This window comes from Phytohabitans rumicis (genome assembly GCF_011764445.1).
GTDB lineage: Bacteria > Actinomycetota > Actinomycetes > Mycobacteriales > Micromonosporaceae > Phytohabitans > Phytohabitans rumicis.
On the sequence record NZ_BLPG01000001.1, the window covers coordinates 2,069,699 to 2,085,724 of the forward strand.

Consider the following 16,026-nt stretch of genomic DNA (forward strand, 5'->3'; position numbering starts at 1 on the left):
CTCTATGACAACTAACCGGTACAATTCGCTAACATGCGTGTGTCACGGATTGTGGTGCTGTGTCTCTCCGTCTTGGTGCTCGTCGTCGCGGTCGCCGGCTTGGCTCTTCACCTACTGGTACAAAACCGGGTCCGCGCCATGCAGACGTTCCCCGACCCTTTCGCCGCCATCCCGGCCTCCGAACGACCTTCCGCGTCCGCCGAGCGCGCACAGACGATTCTGCTGGCGGGGATTGACTCGGAACTGGACACGTCACCGGGGCGCAGCGACGCCCTCATGCTGGTCCGACTCACCGCCGATCGCCAGCACGCCTACGTCGTGTCGCTACCGCGGGATTCGTGGGTGAACATTCCCGGCCACGGCATGGACAAGGTGAACGCGGCCTATGCCTATGGCGGGCAGACGCTGGCCGTACGCACGGTGGAGCGGCTGACCGGAGTCCGTATAGATCACGTAGCGGTCGTCGACATGGCGGGGTTCCGCGATCTCACGAACGCCCTCGGCGGCGTCGTCATCACGGTGCCCGAAGACGTGACAGACCCTCATTTCGTCTCCTTCCCCGCCGGCACCCGACGACTCGACGGCGCGGCCGCACTCGCCTATGTACGCGAGCGTCGCGGCCTGCCGCGCGGCGACCTGGATCGGGTACGCCGTCAACAGGAGTTCCTCAAAGCCGTACTCGAGCAGATGGGCCAGCAGGAAGACCCCCGCCGGCTCGCTGCCGCACTCGATGCCATCAGCCATACGGTTTCGGTGGACAAGGGATTCGGCACCGGCGAGATGATGCGACTACTGCTCAGCTTCCGAAAGCTTCGCGGCGAAATCACTTTTCTCACCGTGCCCGTGAAGGGGACGGGACAGGTCGGCGATGCCAGCGTTGTCCTCCTCGACACGAGGGTTGGCCCCGCCTTCTGGAAGGCGGTCGCCGCGGACAGTCTCGAAGACTATCTGTCAGCTCACGACACCGAGCTGCTGACCGGACCACCGCGCTGAAGCTCCTCCGCGATCGCCTTCCTACCAAGATGCAGGCAGCCGGCATGGTATGCCGCGGCACCCGCGGCCATACCGATCGCGGCACCGAGCGGTCCGGTCAACGGAATGAGCGCCACATCCACCACCACGGTGACGAGCGTGGACGCACCCATCAGCGAGAGCACCGCGAAACTGCGCCCGGCTAGCTCGAGGCGCTTCTGTGTCAGCAGGCTGTACTGCCAGACGGCCGACCCCAAGCCCAGCAACATCAGGACCGCTGTCGAAGGCGCCCGGACGCCGACCACGATCGGGATGAGCCACGGCCCGGCGGCCACCAGCGCCACGGTCGCGGCGACCACCAGAAGGCCCAGGATCCGCTGATAGGCCGCCAGCGTCCGCACCGCGAGGTCCGGCCTGCCCCGATTCCACGCCGACATGATCAGCGGGTGCACCGCCATGCCGACCGGCGTGGCGATGAAAATGTATCCGCGGATGACGATGTCCGAGACGGCGCCGTAGTGCCCCGCCGTCTCGGGCCCCAGCCACACGCTGAGCAGCAGACGATCCACGTACAGCAGTCCGGATGAGGCGGCCAGCCACAGGGACATGGGCCAGCCGTAGCTCCAGTACTCCTTCAGCAGGGCGTTCGCGGACGATCGGGAGCGGGGCGCCTGCTGCGGCCCGCGCCCCGCGACAAGCGCTCCGGCCAGGCTTCCGATGGCCATCCCGGCGAGGGCGGCGGCTGCTCCTTCGAGCAGCGTGGCGTGCACCGCGATGATGGCCAGCAGGCCGACAGCCGCACGGACCCATTCGATGACCACGACCCGGCGCACCCGCATGTCGCGCTGGGCCCGCGTCATGCGGAGCATGTAGAAACCCGTGGCGCAGCACAGCGCCGTTGCCGTCGCGAGCACCGCCGGGTCGCCGCCGGCTCCCAGCGCACCGCTCAGCAGAAAAAGCAACACGGCCACCAGCACCGCGGGGCCGTTGACCGCCGACGCCATCGACCACCTGGGGAGCAAGTGCATCGCCTGGTACGGGTCTCCGGTGCCCCGCAACGCCGACTGCCGCAGCCATCCGACCCCAAAGGACTCGGCGATCAGCACGAGGGCGGTGATGGTCGTGTACAGCCCATATTGGGCGGTCCCGATCAGGCCGACAAGGATGGGCGTGGAAGCGAAGACGATCGCTACCGGCACCACCCGCGACAGCGAGTAGGTCAGCAGCAACTTCCATGAGACTGCCCGTGTCCCAGCGCCGGGAGCGGCCGAGTCGACGGCCGTCACCGCGTGGACGCCTGCGCCGCGTACGCTCCGGCGAACAGACCGACCGCCAGCATCAGCAGATGGGTCGACGTGACGGTCGTCAGCGAGTCCAGCGCGACACCGGTGATCGCGACCACCAGGGCGTAGAGAGCGGCGAGTTCGGCATAGAGCTTGGTGAACGGTTCGCTGCCGGGATCGCGACACACCCGATAGGCTTGGGCGGCCACGATCGACAGCGCCGCCAGGAAGAGGATTCCGCCGACGAGACCGAAGTCCAGCCAGGCCCGTAGAACGATATTGTGCGCCTCCGTGACGGGAAGCGCGGGGCTTGGGAGACCGCCGGGACCGGCACCAAGTATCAGAAACACCGGGTCGTCGGCGAGACGATGGAAAATCGGCGCCCAGACCGCCTGTAGGCGATCCTGCGCTCCGCGATCCAGGCCGCTGGCGCTGAGGCGTTCACTGTGATTGTGAATGACGTACCAGGCCGCCGCGGAACCGATCGCCGTCACCAGCGCGATCCGCGATCCCAGCGACAGCCGGCCCTGGCTTGACTGCGCCACGAACAGACCGACCAGGCAGATGATGCTGACCAGCGCGGTCCGGGACTCCGCGAGGTAGGCGCACCCCGCCGCCGTGAGGAACAGCAGCACCGCCGTTGCCGCTCGCATGAGCTTGGCTCGATACGCGGCCAAGGCGAGCACCGCCGCGAAGGCGAAGAAAGTGCCCGTGCCCGCCGAACTCGGCTCCCCGATCAACCTCGGGCCATACGATCCGACCTGGTCCCCGGCGGTACGGCCGATCAGCACGGTGGCCTGGCCGGTGAGGACCTGATAGGCAACCCACGACGCGTTGGTGGCTATCACGGCGACAAGCAATCGGAGCGCGAACTTCCCGGCGTCGACACCGATGCGGCGGTAGAGGGCGTACACCACGGCGGCCACCGCGAAGAGCAGCAAGTGGCGTCCGAGAAACGCGAGCCTGCGGACCGCGGTGACCTCGTCATCGATCAACAGGTGAACGACGGTGACAAGCACGGCGGAGTAGCAGGCGATCGTGAACCAACGCCACCACGCCTGCCGGCCGCCGGTCAGGACCGTGCCCAGGGCCGAGGTGTATGCCACGAGAGCCGCGATGGGCAGCAGCAGATCCTGTGGCCGGATGTCTATCGCCCGACCCTCGTCGAGAGCGCCAAGGCGAAAACGCGGGCCCAAGCCGATGGAAACGATCAGAAGGGCCAGGAACAGCGCCGCGCTCCGGGACGAGACAGCGGTCCCGACCCTCACGCAGGAGCCTCCACCGCGTAGAGGGACCACCGCACGGTCCGCAGCACGAGCCGCACCGCCGGGTGCCCGTCGAAGACCTCCCGGTGAACCGTGTTGTAGTAGGCCACGAAGAACGGCCGTGGACACCGCGTGACGGACTCCGCGGCCCTATCGAGGACCGCGCCCAGGGTACCGGCCCCGAAAGGGTTGAACAGGAACAGCGCCGTCGGCCGTTCGGGGAACTCGAATTGGGCGGCGTCCTGCTCGAGGATTTCGATCGTGTCATCGGCGATCCCGGCTCGGGCCGTAAATGTGCGGGCATTCTGGCGGGCTTTCGCCGCCAGACCGGAGTCCAGCTCGACCCCGGTCGCCGACCCGAAGCCCCGCCGCATCGCGAGCATGAGTGGCAGACCTTTGCCGCACCCGAGGTCGACGAACGTGAAGTCACTCAACGGCCGTGCCGCGCTGCTCGCCAGCGCGCGAAATATGCTTTCGGTCTGGTGGATGGGTACCGTTTGATAGCTAAAGCCGTCGCCATGCCGGCCCCTCGCGTGGTCTAGCTCCTCGGCCGCGATGACCCCGGCGGTGTCGACCCCGTGGTGCCTGTCGAAGTCGGCGCGACGCCGCTCGACACGCGAGCGCAGCACGTGATCGGCGGCGGACCGGCCGACCAGCCGGATCAAGGCCACCACACCGTCTCGGCGCCGGGCCTGCGCCGCGACGCGCAATTTCCGCTCGATGGTCTCCGCCATGACTGTGGACATGTAGCCGACTCCGCTCCTAGATGAGCCCTGCACCGTATCGATAGGCCGGGAAGTACCCGCAATCGCGCAACTCCTGCGCGGCCATTCGGAGTGTGGCCGCACGCTGGCCGACGAGCGCCTCATAGGCCGGCTCGTCGATCACCGCACTGCCGTGCCAGACCGAGGCCCTCATCCCGCCAAACGCGCTCTTGAATCGAAAGAGGGTGTCGCCCGGCCGTACCCCGCCGCCAAGATGCATCACCGATCGACCGTTCTCGGCCGCCCATTGCAGCATCGCCCAGATGAGGAGGTTGTTGGCGCAGCCGGACCCGGCCGACCGGTCGGAGCCGGCGAGGTGGTAGTGCACGCGCTCGCGATGGACAAGGACCAGGGCCGCCGCGACCACTTCCCCTTCCGGCTCACGTACCTGTGCCACCATGAGGTTGGATCCGACGCCGTTCAGCAGAGCCGTGTAGTAGGCATCCGCGAATATGTAGTCCGGCGCACCCACGCGGTGCATCGTTTGTGCATAGAGGGTCCGGAACGGACTCTCCTCCAGCAGGTCTTCGACGGTGGCCGCCCGGACACAGGCCGACAGGCCCACGCTTTGCGCCTTGCGGATCGCACTGCGGCAGGCACCCTTGAGACCGTCCCAAACGGCGCCCAGCCCATCGCCGAGCTGGATGGTGATGGTCTCATTGCGGTACGCCAGCGACAATCCGTCCAGCGCGCGGACCGCGTCCGTGGATGCGGGATCAAGCGGCGAAAAGCGCAAATACATGGCAACCATGCCTTGCGCCCGCCACCGCCGCTTGGCGTCCGCCCAGAACAGTGCGAGGTCCTCGGCCGGGCAGTCCGGTGCGACGTAGACGCCCGAGAACCCGAACGGACTGGTCGCGTCACACTTGCCATTCCCCAGCGGGTTGAGGACATAGGGCACCAGGATGCGGTCGTCCAACCGCACGGAATGCCACTGTCCACCGCGCAGCAAGGCCGCGGCCGCTCCGTACCCCTCGGTGAAGTACACGTCGGGGCACAGCTCGGCGGGCAGGGCGCGATCATCGATGACACCCCTCGCGACCAGAACGCTGCTCATCCGCGATCCTCGAGAAACGTCGATATCGCCGCATGAACGCGGTCGACCTGCCCTTCGGTGAGGGCGGAGCCGCTGGGGAGCACCAGGCCGGTGCGGAAGAGCCGCTCCGCCGACCCCGTGATCAGACCGTCTGAACCGGCGTACGGCGCGAGCAGATGCAGTGGCTTGAAAAGGGGACGCGCTTCGATGTCGTGGCGCTCCAGGTGCTCCCCGAGCAGGTCGGCGCTCCACCCCGCGAGCCCGGCATCCACCACCATCGCGGTCAGCCAGCAGTTGCTGTGCCGGTCCTCGGCGCCCAGCAAACGGACACCCGGCACGGCGGCGAAGAGTTTCGCGTACCCCTCTCGTATTTCGCGCCGCCGGGCCATCATGTCGTTCGCGCGGTGCAGCTGTGCCCGGCCCATCGCCGCGAGAAGGTTGCTCAGCTGGTACTGGTAGCCGACGTCCGTATGGTCGAACTGGCGGCCTGGCACGCGTGCCTGTCTCGCGAGATGGCGGGCACGGTCGGCGGTCGCGGCATCGTCGGTGAGCAGCATGCCGCCGCCCGACGTGGTTATGATCTTGTTTCCGTTGAAGGACAGCGCCGCCACCCGACCGAAGGATCCCGCCGCGCGTCCACCATGGACGGACCCGAAGGACTCCGCGGCATCCGCGACCACGGGCAGCCCAGCGGCCTCGCAGATAGGCAGGAGGGACCGGTACTCCGCGCAGGATCCGTACAGGTCCACAGTGAGCACCGCAGCCAACGCACGGGTGTGGCGTCCACGCTGAGCGACGAGTTCGGCGACGAGTGCCGGATCCACGTTGCCGGTACCCGGATCACAGTCCACAAACACGGGTTCTGCGCCGACATAGCGCACGACATTCGCCGTGGCCACGAAGGTCAGCGTCGGCACGAGGACACGATGGTGCGGCCCGATCCCCAGCGCCAAGAGAGCCAGGTGCAAGGCGGCGGTGCCCGAGTTGACCGCCACCGCGTGATCGACCCCGACTCGTCGCGCCACCTCGATCTCGAAGGCGTCGACGTCTGGACCCACCGGTGCGACCCAACCCGACCTCATGGCCGCGAGGACGTGGGCCTCCTCGAGCTCTCCCACATCGGGTGGCGACAGGTATATCCGCTCAGCCATCTATGACATCTCCTGCTAGACGAGGCCCTTGCCGAACCGATATGCCGGGAAGTAACCGCTCTCCATCAGCTGCGCCGCGGTCTTGCCGGTTGCGGCGGCATGCTCATGCACGAGCCGTTCGTAGGCGGCCGGATCGAGGACGGCGGCGCCGGTCCAGAACTGTTTGCGGCAGCCGCCGAAGGTTTCCTTGAACCGGAAGAGGCTGTCGTCCGGTCGCAGCCCGCCACCGAAGTGGACCCAGCGGCGGCCGCTGTCGGCTGCCCAGCTCAGAATCGTCCACAGGAGAAGGTTGTTGCAGCCCACCGCCGAGCTGACGCCATCCGAGCCGGCGAGATGGTAATGAACCCGGTCGCGGTGGGCGAACACCAAGGAGGCCGCCACGACCCGGCCGTCATCGGCCTTGACCTCCACGATCACCAGTCCCTCGCCGAGACCGTTCACCAGCGTCAGGTAATAGTCATCGGCGAACAGATAGCCGTCGGCGCTGCCGACGCGCTTCATCGTCTGTTCGTAGAGCGTCCGAAAGGGAGCGCCGGGCTCGACGTCCGCGGGCAGGGCCCGTCGCACCTGCGCCGTCAACCCGGCTCGCCGAGCCTTGCCGATCTGCCGGCGGCACGAGCTTCTGAGGTTGTTCCACACCGCGTCGGGGCCGTCGTCCACCTTCACGGCGACGGTGTCGCCGCGCCGCGTCAGCGCGATGTCGTCCAGCGAAGCCACCCCGTGCAGCGACTCCCGGTCAAAGGGCGAGAAGCGGAAGAACATGGCCACGATGCCGAGATCCCGCCAGTGCTCCTTGACCTGCTGCCAAAACCGCGCGAGGTCATCGGCGCCGCGGGACGCCGCGACGTGGATGCCGGAGTACCCGTAGGGGCTCGCGGCGTCGTACATCCCGTCGCGGACGGCGTTGACCACATAGGGCAGCAGGATCTCGTCCTGCCAACCCAGACAGTGCCAGTCTCCACCGCGCGCGATCGCCGACGCCCTCCCGTAGCCCGCGGTGAAGTACGTGTCCGGGCAGTCAGCGTCGGGCAGTTCCGCGGTCAGCACGTCACGTGGCATGTCGCGGAGACTCCTGCGGCGCGCATCAGTATCCGTTCCAACTCTTGGCAGTGGAGGTCACGGTTGAAGCGCTCACGGGCAAGGCGCCGGGCGGCCGTACGGGCGTCCTCGCAAGCCTGCGGGTGCCGTACGAACTTCGCCACGGCTTCCGCGGCGGCAGCGGGATCATCTGGCTCCAGCACCAGGCCGGCACCGCTTTCCGCGATCATCTCGGCCACCCATCCGCCGTTGTTCACGGCCACCGGGCGGCCCGCGGCGAGTGCGTCGAAGACCTTGTTCGGTGAGTTGGCGCTGAGTGCGGGAATGTTGCGGAACGTGCTCAGCGCCAGATCACACGCCGCAAAGTAGGCAACGGCATCCTTCCTCATGACCGCCGGCATCAGGAAGAACGTCCGGTCCAGGACGCCGAGTCGCTCCGCCAGCGCGCGAACCTCATCGCGTTTGGCACCGTCGCCCATGACGACGACCCGGATCTCCGGATCGATTTGCGACAGCCGCGCGGCCATCCGCACGATGTAGTCCACGCCGTTGGCCAATCCGATCGTTCCGGCGTAGAGGACCATCGGGCGGTCGCCGAGCCAAGGCGTATCGGCGCGCAGCCGTTCCCCGGCGCTGTCCGCGTCCGCGAACTCGAGGAAGTCACAGTTGTTGGGAATGACGGTGACCTTGGCGTCGGGAAACCGCCGGCGAATGCTGTCGGACATCGCCGGCGAGAGCGCGACAATCTCGGACGAGTGCCGGTACGCCTGTGCTTCCAACCACGTCGCGGCCCACCGTGTCGCCGGGGAGCGCAGGGCGCCCATGGCGATGGGGAGCTCCGGCCAGACATCCCGGACCTCGAAGACCATCGGTGTCCGGTGCCTCCGCGAGGCGTAGATGCCCGGGATCGCCACGGTCAGCGGGGTGCTGGAGGCAAAGATGACATCATGCGGTATCCGTGCGGCCGCCCGTGCCGCGCCGAAGGCGAACTGCGCAAAGGCTTGAATACGCCGCCCGTAACTCATGTGGTTGGAGTAGCGAACCGGCACAAAATGCTCGATGACCCCGGCACCCGGCAATGCCGGCCGGGCGCCCGCGCCGGCGATCATGTGCACCTCGTGGCCGGCGTCGACGAGTCGTCGGGCGAACCCGAGCGACCGGCTACCCCCGAAACTCGTGGCCGCCGGAACGTAGTGTTGATCGATGTAGACAATGCGCAAGATCTTCGCCTATGAGAGTCTTGAAATACGCTTCCACCTATTTTGTGGTCATTGTCCTGGTTTAGGGTAAGCGACGCGCTGCCCGACACGCGACCGACGTCGGGCCGATTTGGGCGGGTCGGACCACTACTCGAACATACGTACGATAGAATGATCGGGTGCCCGAGACTCGTACCCCGATCCGGCAAGTCACCGTTGCCCGGCTGCACCAGATCGCCGACGACTTCGCCGGCGGCTACCGGCCGGGGCTGACCCACGACCGGGCCCTGGCCGAGTTGGCCGCCACCACGACCGACCCCGACCTGCTCGCCGAGGCCGCCGCGGCGCACGCGGTGGCCGACAACTGGTACGCGATCATCGCCGTCGACCTGCTCATCGAGGCCGGCGCCGACCAGGCGCTGATCCAGCACCACATCGCCGAGTCCGGCCCACCCGAGTAACCCCGCCCGCCCCACCCCGCCCGCCGCGCGCCCACGCCGGCGCCGCACCCCGCGGCGCCGATCAAGGACTCCCGCGCCGATCAAGGGCAAAGGGTCGTGGATTGGAGATCAAAGCACGACCGTTTGCCCTTGATCGACGGGAAGGCCCTTGATCGGCGCGGCCGCGGGGCCGAGGGCGAGCCGCGCGGGGGCTAGCCGAGGAGCAGGCCGAGCACCTGGCCCATGACGTCGACGGCGTTGAGGACCTGGTCGAGGCCGACGTTCTCCCCGTTCACCACCTGGAGCAGCGTGTCGATCGCACCGAGCACGTCCTGGATGCCCGGCGCGGCCGCGGCGCCCTCGTCCTCCTGGCCAGCGTCTTCCTGGTCGGCGTCCTCCTGGCCGACATCCTCCTGGCCGGCATCCTCCTGGCCGGCATCGTCCTGGTCCTCGGCCGCCGCGCTCTCTTCGGCGAGCGTGCGCGGCAGGGCGTCGCGCCGGGTCAGCGGTACGTCGGCGGCCCGCGCCGCGCTCACGTTGGCGTCTCCCGCTCCGGCGCCGGCCGGCGGCGGCAGGAAGTTCGGGGCGTTCGGGTCCAGGGCGAAGAACTCGCTGCTCGTCGGGGCGGTCAGGCCCACGACGCGCAGGTCCGTGGCGGACACGACCAGTTGGAGCTGGTCCGCCGCGCTGGTCCGGATGTTGACCGCGAGGTAGTCGCCCGCGCTGTTGCCGTCCGCCCGCAGTTGGGCCGCGGTCCGCTGCGCGTTGGTCGCCACCGTGCGCAGCGATCCGGCGAACGCGACCGGGCTGGTGGTGTCGACAGACCACGTGACCTGTCTGGCCACCTGTACGGCTGACGACGCGCCCGCGCCGGTTTCGGACCCCTGGCCGGCAAGCGCCGTACCGGCTCCGACGGCGAGCAGCAGGCCCGCCCCCAGGGCCATGAGGCCGTTCTTCTTCCACGATTGCACCGCAAGGTCTCCTCTCGACGGAAGCGTCGGGCTGGAGTACGGCCGAAGGCGGCGCAAACGTACTCACCTCGCGCGCGAGTTCGCGCCGGCGGATGCTCAGGTGTCGCGGAACGTCGGGCCGGCGAGCACGCGGAGGGCGTTCGGCAGCAGCCGCACCCGGATCGGGGTCCGCCCGTGCACCTCGCCGTCGACGTCGAGCGGCAGCGGCGGGTCGGTGTCGAGCGTCAGGTCGTCGGTGGCCAGGAACGGCGGCGCGGTGGGCCGGCGCCGCCCCGCGAACGCCTGGTGCAGGGTGGCCGCGACGAGCTGGCGGCGGTGCGGGCCGCCGAGCGGGTACACGTGCAGGAGCCGGTCGTCGACGCTGGCGTCCCGGGTGATCGGCCGGCCCGCCTGGAACCGCCCGTTGACGATGTTGAGCTGGTGCGTGACCACCTCGTACGCCTCCCCGCCGGCGGTGATCCGGGCCCGGAACGGCCGGTGCCACGGCAGCCCCGCGGCGGCGGTCAGCGGATACGCGGACTTGCCCAGGTGCCGCTTGAGCCGGGCCGGCACGCGGGCGCCCACCTGGGCGGACACCCCGACGTTCACGTGGTTGGCGAAGATCAGGTCGCCGGCCTGGCCGAGGTCGACGTCGGCCACCGTCGCGTCGGCGAGCACCGCCAGCGCGCCCGCGGGCCGGGGCGGGATGGCCAGGGCGCGGGCGAAGTTGTTGGTGGTGCCGAGCGGCAGGACACCCAGCGCGATGTCCTGGTGGGCGAGGTGGCGGGCGGCCTCGCTGACCGAGCCGTCGCCCCCGCCGACGACGAGCAGGTCCGGGCCCAGCGCGATGGCGGCCGCCAGCACGCCGCCCAACTCCCCCGGCCGGTCCACCGGAAAGCAGCCGAGCAGGTCGAAGCCGACGTCGGCGAGCCGGAGGCGGACCACGTCGTACAGCCGGCGGCCGCGACGGGACCGGGTGTTGACCACGACGGCGGCCCGCCGGTCCCGGCGGATCGCGTCCTGGAGCTCGGACTTGCTGCGCACGTGCACCTCACGCCTCACGGGTAGCGGAGCAACGCTACCCGTTACGCCGCGGCGAGGTCGGCCGGCGCGCGCTCGGCGCGGGAGCGCGCGATGAACGGCAGCGCCAACGCCTGCAGACCGCCCGCGATCAGGTACGACGCCGGGTAGCCCCACACGTCCGCGACCCGCCCGAGCGCCGGCTGCACCACGATGCCGCCGCTGCTGGCCATCAGCGAGTCGAACGACAGGATCGTCGCGCGCTGCTGGGAGGGGATCATGCCGTTCAGGTACGCCTGCCGGATCGGCATCGACGCGGCGAACAGCAGCCCCCAGAGCGCGATCAGCACGAGCACCGCCCAGAAGCTGGCGATCAGCCCGATGAGCAGCACGACGAGGGCGGACAGCGCATCCACGGCGAGCAGCGCGGAGGTGCGGCGCGCGAAGAGCCCCCGGATCCGCGGGGTCACCAGGCCGCCGACGATCTGCGCGCCGGCCACGATGGCCGCGGCCAGCCCGGCGACCCCGTACGCCTGGCTGTCGCCGTAGAGGTCGAGCAGGTGCGGCTGCAGGGCGTAGAAGACGTAGATGCTCACCCCGCCGGTGAACGGCGCCGCCAGCATCAGGTATCGCACCGCGGGCACGCGCAAGCCGTACTCGATGGAACTGGCCGCGATCTGCCGGATCTCGTCCACGGGCCGGGCGTCCCGCCGCGGCGTGAATCCGATGTCGCGCATCAGCGCGAGCGCCACCACGAACATCACGGCCAGGATGGCCGCGCGCAGCACGAACGGGGCGCCGAGGCTGACCAGTTGCGCCAGGTAGCCGCCGCCCACCGAGCCGGCGAGCATGCCGGCCCCGCTGATCGCCTGGCCCCGGGCGAAGACCGACTCCAACTGGCCGTCGAAGCCGGTCGCCTCCAGCGCGTCGACCAGCCACGCCTCGGTGGCGCCGGAGAAGAACGTGAAGCCGAGTCCGAGCAGCAGCGACACCACGGCCCACAGCCAGAACGCCGCCTCCACCCGCCACAGCAGCACGTAGAGCCCGGTGGTCACCGCGAGCGTGACCGTGCCCATGAGGAACGACACGCGCCGCCCCCACATGTCGGCGACGATGCCGGTCGGCACCTCGAACAGGACCATGCCCGCGGTGAAGAACGCGTTGGCCGCGAACGCCTCGAGGTTGGACAGGCCGGCGTCGAGCAGGAAGATCGTGTTGATTCCCCAGATCAGCGACGCGGCCAGGGTGTTGCCGAGCGTCAGCGTGTAGTACGTGAACCGGACGGACCTCTCGGTGGCGACCACAGCTCTACTCCACCACGGGGGTCAGACGAAAAACCGCCAACGGGTCTGCGAATACTCGCCGGCGCGGTTGAATCCGAAAGCGGTGACCGGGGTCACCTCGTACACCAGCGCCACGCCGCTGGCCTCGTTCAGGAAGGCGCCGTCGCGGACGTCGAAGCGCCACTCGTTGCCGTATTTCGACTCGTACGTGCCGGCGATCCGGCGCAGCCGCGCCTCGTCGGTCACCTGGACGGCATCACCCTCGACGACCAGGTCGAGGCCGTCGTCCAGGGCGGTGCCGCCGGCCGTGATCACGGTGCAGTGCGGGTTCTCGGCGAGGTTGCGGGCCTTGCGCTCGTCCGGGCCGGTGCAGAAGTACAGGGCACCGTCCAGCCACACGGCGATCAGGGGCGTGACGTGCGGGCGCCCGTCGGGCCGCACGGTGGTCAGCAGGTAGACCTCCGCCTGCGCCAACTCCCGGCGTCCACGCACCCACTCGGTGGCGGTAGCGTTCGCGCTGCTGTAGCGGGAGTCCAGCGTGGTTACCGGGTCTGTCGAGGCCATACCGCCCTGCCTACCACGGGCGGGACACCACCGACGCGTCGGTCGTGATTAGATATTTGATACCAGCGCCGAGAAGGGAACGACGTGACGGACCGCCCCGTGCCGGCGCAGATGCTCTCTTCCCTGGTAACCAGGCTTTTCGGCGCCACCGGCCTGCCGGAGGGCGCCGCCGCGACGGTGGCCGAGGCGCTCGTCGACGCCGACCTGCGCGGGCTGCAGTCGCACGGCACGATGCTCGTCCCGATGTACGTCGAACGGCTGCGCCGCGGTTCGGTCAGCACCCGCGTCGCCGGCGAGGTGGTCGTCGACCTGGGCGCCATCGCCGTCATCGACGCCGGGCACGCGCTCGGCATCCTCACCGGCGACCAGGCCATCGCTCTCGCGATCGACAAGGCCCACCGGTACGGCGTCGGCGCGGTCGCCGTGCGGCACGCCTTTCACTTCGGCGCGGCCGGCCGCTTCGCCCGTACGGCGGCCCAGGCCGGCACGATCGGCATCGCCCTCGCGAACACCCGCGCGATGATGCCCGCGCCCGGCGGCGGCCACCCGGTGGTGGGCAACAACCCGATCGCGGTCGGCGTACCGGGCGGCCCCGGCGCCGAGCCGGTGGTGCTCGACATCGCGCTGTCCGCCGCCAACATGGGGCGGATCCGGCTGGCCGCCGGCAACGGCCGGAACATCCCGGACGGGTGGGCCACCGACGCCGCCGGGGTGCCGACCACCGACGCGGCCACCGCGCTGGCCGGCATGCTGCTGCCGGCCGCCGGCCACAAGGGCTTCGGCCTGGCGCTGATGGTCGACGTGCTCGCCGGCGTGCTGTCCGGCGGCGGCTACGGCGAACGGGTCAACGGCCTGTACGCGGACACCGCCGTCCCCAACGAGTGCGGTCACTTCTTCCTCGCCCTCGACGTGGCCGCCTTCACCGACCTGGACGGGTTTGCCGGACGCCTGCGCGATCTGGAAACCTCGGTGACCGCGCCGCCGTACGCCCCGGGCGTCGAGCGGGTCGTCCTGCCCGGCCAGCGCTCGGCCGCACTGCTGCGCGAAGCCATGGCGCACGGAGTACCGGTCGACCAGGGCGTGCTGGCGAGCCTGCTTGACCTGGCGGGCGAGCTCGGCGTGCCGATACCCGAAGGAGTGCCATCGTGAACCTGTCCGAACCCGCCGCGTACTCCGGGGAACTGCCCGAACGCGCGGCTGTCGAAGGCGCCGGCGAGGCGCTGCGCCGCTTCCAGGAGATCGTCGTGCAGACCGACGATCTGTCCTGGGTGGACAAAACGCTCGCCGGTCTGTCGCACAAGATGCTGTGGCGCGACGACGAGACCGGCGCCTCCATCGCGCTGGTGCGGTTCGAGAAGGGCTCCGGCATCCCGTCCGCCCACGCCCACGCCTCCAACCAGTTCATGTTCTGCCTCTCCGGCCGCTACACGTACGAGCCGACCGGCATCACGCTGACCCCGGGCTCCTTCTACTGGAACCCCAAGGGCAGCGTGCACGGGCCCACCGTCGCCGAGGAGGAGTCGGTGCTGCTGGAGGTCTACGACGGGCCGCACTACCCGACCCAGCCGGACTGGTACACCAGCGCCGAGGACGCCAGGTAACCCATGAGCGGCGTCGACGTCCACACCCACCTGGCGCCGCTCGGCGTGCCGCACGCCGGCCCGCCGGGCCTGGCCGACCCGGACGGGCTCGAAGCCCACCTCGACGCCGCCGGGCTGGACGGTGCCATCGTGACCGTTCCCCCGCCGTACTACCGCCAGGAGCTCGGCACGGACGACAGCGTGGACTGGGCGGCCGAGCTCAACCAGGGGCTGCTCGCCCGCCTGGAGGGCCGGCCGCGGCTGCGCGGGCTGGCGTTCCTGCCGCTGCACGACCCGGCGGCGGCGCTCCGCGCGTACCAGGAAATCCGCGACGACCCGGCGTGGCTCGGCGTGGTCGCGGGCGCCGGCGGCCGGTGCCCGTCGCTGGCCGACAAGGAGTACGCGGCGCTGTGGCACGCCCTGGACACGGACCGGCGCGCGCTGATGCTGCACCCGGCCGAGTCGCCCGATCCCCGGCTGGCCGAGTTCTACCTGGCCAACCTGCTCGGCAACCCGGTCGAGACGGCGGTCGCCGCGGCGCAGCTCGTCTTCGGCAACGTGCTCGCCCGCCACCCCGAGGTGCGCGTCGTCCTCGTGCACGGCGGCGGCGTGGTGCCGTCCGTCGCGGCCCGGTGGGCGCGCGGCGCCGAGACCGCGCGTCCCGGCCTTCCAGCACAGGACATTCCGGTACGCCAAGCGGTGCGCCGCTTCTGGGTCGACTGCCTGACCCACGACCCGGTCGTGACGGGCACCGCCGTCGAGATCTTCGGCGCGGACAAGATCCTGCTCGGCAGCGACTGGCCGTTCCCGATGGGGACCTCCCTTGTGGAGGACGCTCCGGTGGCCGGTGCCGGTACGGCCAACGCGGCGGCCGCGTTCGGCTGGACCGGCTCAGCCGAGTAGCCGGCCGGCGCGGGCGAGCGTCTCGCGGACGTTCGGCTCGCTCGTGGCCGCCTGCGCGTCCACGATGGACAGCCAGCGCAGCTCGGCGCCGGGCTTCTCCGGGCGGGCCGCCTCCGGCGTGCCGGTGGCGAGCAGGAACCGGATGTCGGCGTGCTCGTGGGCCGGCTCGTCGCCACCCGCCGGGACCGCTACCACCACCACGTGCACGACGCCGCCGTCCGGCCACGGCACCAGGTCGTCCAGGCCCGTCTCCTCGTGCCCTTCGCGCAGCGCGACCGCGAGCGGGTCCGCCTCCCCCGGATCCGCGTGCCCGCCGACCTGGAGCCAGGCCCGCTGGCGCGCGTGCCAGCGCAGCAGGGCCCGGCCGGTGGGCGGGTGCACGATCAGCGCCGACGCGGTGGCGTGCAACGGCGTCGACCGGGCCCACGGGTCACCCCCGGGCCCCAGCAACGCCCGCACCCGCGCCACGTCCGCGGCCTCCGCCTCGGTCCGCGGCTCGTACCCGGCCAGCGCCTCCACAAGATCCACCCGTCCACGGTAGCCCGCGGGAGCCGAACGCGGCGGGTGCGGCTCGGAGA

17 protein-coding genes are annotated in these 16,026 nt (G+C 70.1%); 5 read left to right on the forward strand and 12 right to left on the reverse strand.

Annotation, left to right across the window (positions count from 1 at the left end):
• The first annotated feature begins 33 nt into the window (after positions 1-33).
• Positions 34-993 (forward strand): LCP family protein, encoded by a 960-nt coding sequence (locus Prum_RS08815; RefSeq protein ID WP_173075509.1) that lies wholly within the window; start codon positions 34-36, stop codon positions 991-993.
• On the opposite strand, the gene Prum_RS08820 is transcribed toward Prum_RS08815, so the two are convergent.
• Genes Prum_RS08820 through Prum_RS08850 form a run of 7 tightly spaced genes read right to left on the reverse strand, consistent with a single transcriptional unit; the run spans position 957 to position 8,729 of the window.
• Entirely contained in the window at positions 957-2,201 is a 1,245-nt protein-coding gene (locus tag Prum_RS08820; RefSeq protein ID WP_173075511.1) for a lipopolysaccharide biosynthesis protein, read from the reverse strand. The two genes, Prum_RS08815 and Prum_RS08820, sit on opposite strands and share 37 nt — an antisense overlap.
• 53 nt (positions 2,202-2,254) lie before the next feature.
• A complete protein-coding gene (locus tag Prum_RS08825; RefSeq protein WP_173075513.1) occupies positions 2,255-3,523 on the reverse strand; it encodes an O-antigen ligase family protein in 1,269 nt (422 codons plus the stop codon).
• Positions 3,520-4,254, reverse strand: a complete 735-nt coding sequence (locus Prum_RS08830) for a methyltransferase domain-containing protein (RefSeq protein ID WP_173075515.1) — start codon at positions 4,252-4,254, stop codon at positions 3,520-3,522. Before Prum_RS08830 ends, Prum_RS08825 begins: the two co-directional genes overlap by 4 nt.
• A 28-nt stretch (positions 4,255-4,282) precedes the next feature.
• Positions 4,283-5,341, reverse strand: coding sequence for a GNAT family N-acetyltransferase (locus tag Prum_RS08835; RefSeq protein ID WP_173075517.1), 1,059 nt, complete (start codon positions 5,339-5,341; stop codon positions 4,283-4,285).
• The gene (locus Prum_RS08840) at positions 5,338-6,471 is read right to left on the reverse strand and encodes a DegT/DnrJ/EryC1/StrS family aminotransferase (RefSeq protein ID WP_173075519.1); all 1,134 of its coding nucleotides are present in this window, start codon (positions 6,469-6,471) and stop codon (positions 5,338-5,340) included. The genes Prum_RS08835 and Prum_RS08840 overlap by 4 nt, the downstream gene beginning before the upstream one ends.
• A 15-nt stretch (positions 6,472-6,486) precedes the next feature.
• Positions 6,487-7,518 carry a GNAT family N-acetyltransferase gene (locus tag Prum_RS08845; protein ID WP_173075522.1) on the reverse strand — a complete coding sequence of 344 codons (1,032 nt, stop codon included), beginning with the start codon at positions 7,516-7,518 and terminating at the stop codon, positions 6,487-6,489.
• Positions 7,512-8,729, reverse strand: coding sequence for a glycosyltransferase family 4 protein (locus tag Prum_RS08850; protein ID WP_173075524.1), 1,218 nt, complete (start codon positions 8,727-8,729; stop codon positions 7,512-7,514). Before Prum_RS08850 ends, Prum_RS08845 begins: the two co-directional genes overlap by 7 nt.
• A gap of 158 nt (positions 8,730-8,887) precedes the next feature.
• Here Prum_RS08850 and Prum_RS08855 point away from each other — a divergent pair, with 158 nt between their 5' ends.
• Positions 8,888-9,169, forward strand: coding sequence for a hypothetical protein (locus Prum_RS08855; protein ID WP_173075526.1), 282 nt, complete (start codon positions 8,888-8,890; stop codon positions 9,167-9,169).
• Between the two features lie 191 nt (positions 9,170-9,360).
• On the opposite strand, the gene Prum_RS08860 is transcribed toward Prum_RS08855, so the two are convergent.
• From Prum_RS08860 to Prum_RS08875, 4 genes are all read right to left on the reverse strand, one after another.
• On the reverse strand, positions 9,361-10,119 hold the full coding sequence (locus Prum_RS08860; protein ID WP_173075528.1) for a hypothetical protein: 759 nt from the start codon (positions 10,117-10,119) through the stop codon (positions 9,361-9,363).
• 96 nt (positions 10,120-10,215) lie between these two features.
• Positions 10,216-11,160 carry a diacylglycerol/lipid kinase family protein gene (locus Prum_RS08865; RefSeq protein WP_246277756.1) on the reverse strand — a complete coding sequence of 315 codons (945 nt, stop codon included), beginning with the start codon at positions 11,158-11,160 and terminating at the stop codon, positions 10,216-10,218.
• Between the two features lie 23 nt (positions 11,161-11,183).
• Positions 11,184-12,422, reverse strand: coding sequence for an MFS transporter (locus Prum_RS08870; RefSeq protein WP_173075529.1), 1,239 nt, complete (start codon positions 12,420-12,422; stop codon positions 11,184-11,186).
• A gap of 21 nt (positions 12,423-12,443) precedes the next feature.
• Positions 12,444-12,965 carry a pyridoxamine 5'-phosphate oxidase family protein gene (locus Prum_RS08875; RefSeq protein WP_173075531.1) on the reverse strand — a complete coding sequence of 174 codons (522 nt, stop codon included), beginning with the start codon at positions 12,963-12,965 and terminating at the stop codon, positions 12,444-12,446.
• An 84-nt stretch (positions 12,966-13,049) separates the two neighbouring features.
• Here Prum_RS08875 and Prum_RS08880 point away from each other — a divergent pair, with 84 nt between their 5' ends.
• Genes Prum_RS08880 through Prum_RS08890 form a run of 3 tightly spaced genes read left to right on the forward strand, consistent with a single transcriptional unit; the run spans position 13,050 to position 15,448 of the window.
• Positions 13,050-14,114, forward strand: coding sequence for an Ldh family oxidoreductase (locus tag Prum_RS08880; RefSeq protein ID WP_218577156.1), 1,065 nt, complete (start codon positions 13,050-13,052; stop codon positions 14,112-14,114).
• On the forward strand, positions 14,111-14,566 hold the full coding sequence (locus Prum_RS08885) for a cupin domain-containing protein (protein WP_218577158.1): 456 nt from the start codon (positions 14,111-14,113) through the stop codon (positions 14,564-14,566). The genes Prum_RS08880 and Prum_RS08885 overlap by 4 nt, the downstream gene beginning before the upstream one ends.
• A gap of 3 nt (positions 14,567-14,569) precedes the next feature.
• Positions 14,570-15,448, forward strand: coding sequence for an amidohydrolase family protein (locus Prum_RS08890; protein WP_173075533.1), 879 nt, complete (start codon positions 14,570-14,572; stop codon positions 15,446-15,448).
• Here Prum_RS08890 and Prum_RS08895 read toward each other — a convergent pair.
• Positions 15,437-15,976 (reverse strand): NUDIX hydrolase, encoded by a 540-nt coding sequence (locus Prum_RS08895; protein ID WP_173075535.1) that lies wholly within the window; start codon positions 15,974-15,976, stop codon positions 15,437-15,439. The genes Prum_RS08890 and Prum_RS08895 overlap by 12 nt on opposite strands.
• Positions 15,977-16,026: the final 50 nt, after the last annotated feature.

What these genes read in the sequence shown, in the direction of transcription:
- Prum_RS08815 (WP_173075509.1), top strand. Translation starts at nt 34, where the DNA reads ATGCGTGTGTCACGGATTGTGGTGCTGTGTCTCTCCGTCTTGGTGCTC.
- Prum_RS08830 (WP_173075515.1), bottom strand. Translation starts at nt 4,254, where the DNA reads ATGGCGGAGACCATCGAGCGGAAATTGCGCGTCGCGGCGCAGGCCCGG.
- Prum_RS08835 (WP_173075517.1), bottom strand. Translation starts at nt 5,341, where the DNA reads ATGAGCAGCGTTCTGGTCGCGAGGGGTGTCATCGATGATCGCGCCCTG.
- Prum_RS08840 (WP_173075519.1), bottom strand. Translation starts at nt 6,471, where the DNA reads ATGGCTGAGCGGATATACCTGTCGCCACCCGATGTGGGAGAGCTCGAG.
- Prum_RS08875 (WP_173075531.1), bottom strand. Translation starts at nt 12,965, where the DNA reads ATGGCCTCGACAGACCCGGTAACCACGCTGGACTCCCGCTACAGCAGC.
- Prum_RS08890 (WP_173075533.1), top strand. Translation starts at nt 14,570, where the DNA reads ATGAGCGGCGTCGACGTCCACACCCACCTGGCGCCGCTCGGCGTGCCG.